Origin of the sequence: Rhodoplanes sp. SY1 (assembly GCF_046000175.1) — a bacterium.
In the GTDB taxonomy this organism is placed as follows: Bacteria; Pseudomonadota; Alphaproteobacteria; order Rhizobiales; family Xanthobacteraceae; genus Rhodoplanes.
On the sequence record NZ_JBEOMB010000245.1, the window covers coordinates 1 to 2559 of the forward strand.

The 2559-nt window shown below is 68.0% G+C and carries 1 protein-coding gene and 1 pseudogene; both read right to left on the reverse strand.

Annotation, left to right across the window (positions count from 1 at the left end):
• Positions 1–292: 292 nt before the first annotated feature.
• A complete protein-coding gene (istB, locus tag ABTU92_RS28880; RefSeq protein WP_408095007.1) occupies positions 293–1099 on the reverse strand; it encodes an IS21-like element helper ATPase IstB in 807 nt (268 codons plus the stop codon).
• 441 nt (positions 1100–1540) lie between these two features.
• Positions 1541–2422, reverse strand: a pseudogene (gene istA / locus ABTU92_RS28885) (IS21 family transposase); the annotation flags it as partial.
• Positions 2423–2559: the final 137 nt, after the last annotated feature.

Below are 2559 nucleotides of genomic sequence, written 5' to 3' on the forward strand. Positions count from 1 at the left end.
GGATCGACGAGCTGTTCACTGCGCATTCCGACGATCGCGACCACCTGTACCGACGGATCGCGACCACCCGTTCCGACCGATCGCGACCAGTGTGGCGCGAGGCGTGAGGGGGCCGTCGGGTTCACTCGCTGATCTCAGCGAACGGCGGTTCGGTCAAGGGTGGCGGAGGCCGTCCCCGTAGTCGATAGGAGGGACCCGCGCGCGACGCGGCGTGCCCCCACGGCAGACGCGGCGGCGCGCGCGGGAGGTCCCTGTCGACCCACGGGGGCGGCCGGTCGGCTCGGAATGCGGTTCACTTCTTGGCCTCCTTGGACGGCTTGGCGACGGCGGTCATGGCGTCGGTGGACGCCGCGGGGCTGTTCGCCTGGTCGGCGGCGAGCTTGCGCATCGACGGGCCGTCGAGCGCGATCCGGTGGGCGTTGTGGACGAGCCGGTCGAGGATGGCGTCGGCCAGGGTGGGCTCGCCGATGATCTCGTGCCAGGCGGACACGGGAAGCTGGCTGGTGATCAGGGTGGAGCCGCGGCCGTGGCGATCCTCGACGATCTCCATGAGGTCGCGGCGCTGACCGGGCGAGAGGCGGTCGGGTCCCCAGTCGTCGAGGACGAGGAGGTCGACCTTGGTCAGCAGACGGAACAGGCGGGGGAAGCGGCCGTCGCCGTGAGCGAGATCGAGGTCGGCGAACAGGCGCGGCACGCGGGCGTAATGGACGGTGTGACCGTCGCGGCAGGCCTTCTGGGCGAGTGCGCACGCGAGCCACGACTTACCGATCCCGCACGGCCCGGTGAGGAGCAGGTTGCGGTGCTCGGCGATCCAGCGGCTGGTGGCCAACTGCTGGAACAGCGCCTTGTCGAGCCGGCGCGGCGTCCGATAGTCGATGTCCTCGACCACGGCCTGGCTGTGGCGCAATCGTGCAGCACGCAGGCGGGTCTGGAAGCGCTTGGTGTCGCGATCGGCCGTCTCGCGGTCGAGCAGCAAAGCGAGCCATTCGGCGTGGGCGAGATCGCGGGTCTCGTCCTTCGCGGCGAACTCGACGAAGGCGCGCGCCATGCCGTCGAGCTTCAGGGCTCGGAGCTGATCGAGGGTCGGATGTGTGAGCATCGGTCGTGATCTCCTCAGTGGAAGTAGGTGGGGCCCCGGATGTTGTCGTGCGCGATTCACCGGCCCGTCCGTGGGCGTCGCAGGCTGGTGGCGATCGAGGTTGTTCTTCAGGATCGAGACGACCGAACCGTAGGAGCGTGCACCGATCGCGATGGCGCGTTCGCACGCGGCCTCGAGCCGGTCGCGGCCCCAGGTCTTCTCGAGTCGCAGAATGCCGATGCAGGCGCGGAAGCCCTGTTCGGGATGGGTCCGCTCGGTCAGGATGATCTCGACCAGCGTGCCGGTGTTGCGGCCGATCTCGCCCGCCGATCGTCTGATCCGCTCCGGCGTCCAGTCGGCGAAGCGACGATGGCTCGACGGCATGTGCTCGCGCACCGTGGTGTGCCTGCGGTTCGACGACGCGCGCAGGTGCGCCGCGATCCGTTTGCCACGATGGAACACCTCGACGGTGCGCATCGTGATGCGGACCCACACGGTCTCGCGGAGGAACTGATGCGGCACCGAGTAATAGTGCTTCGCGACTTCGACGTGATAATCGAGTCCGACCTTGCACGCCTTCCATTCGGCGAAGACATAGGGCTCGGCCGGCAGCCGCTTCAGCGCCGATCGCTCCACCTGCTCGAACAGCACGCGACGGCTGGCACCGAGATGACGTGACACACGCTCGTTGAGCGTCGTGATCAGATCAGAGATCGCGGCATTCAACGACGACAGCGTATCGAACCGACGATGACGCAGCTTGGCGACGACGAAGCGCGTCACCACCTGGACGCCGACCTCGACCTTGGCCTTGTCGCGCGGCTTGTACGGCCGCGCCGGAACGATCGCCGTGTCGTAGTGCGCCGCCATCTCGGCGTAGCTGCGATTGACCGCCGGCTCGAAGAAACACGCCTTGGTGATGCCCGACTTCAGATTGTCGGACACCACCATGGCCGGAACCCCGCCGATGAACGCGAAGGCCCGTGTGTGCGACCCGATCCAGTCGGACAGACCCTGCGTCCACGTCGCCTCGGCATAGGTCAGGCTCGACGCCCCGAGCACGGCGACGAACAGCTGCGCCGTTCGAACCTCGCCGGTCGCCGCGTCGACCACCTCGAGCGTCGTCCCGGCGTAGTCCACGAACAGCCGCTCGCCGGCGACGTGGCTCTGCCGCATGGTCGGCGACAGGCGCCCTTCCCAGGCCCGATAGAGGTCGCAGAACCGGCTGTAGCCGTAGCCGTCGGGATGGACGGCGCGATGAGGCTGGGCAAGAATCGGCGCCGGCGGCGAGGTATGATTTGGCTTTATGACGAATCGCGCATTCAAGGCCGGCGTGAGCCGCAATCAGCCGAGTTTCCTGCCGCCGAGCGTCGAGGACTATGTCGGGCCGGACAATCTGGTACGGGCGATCGACGCGTATGTCGGGGCGCTCGATCTGGTGCCGCTCGGGTTCGGGCATGCGGGATCGGTTGGGGGCGGCG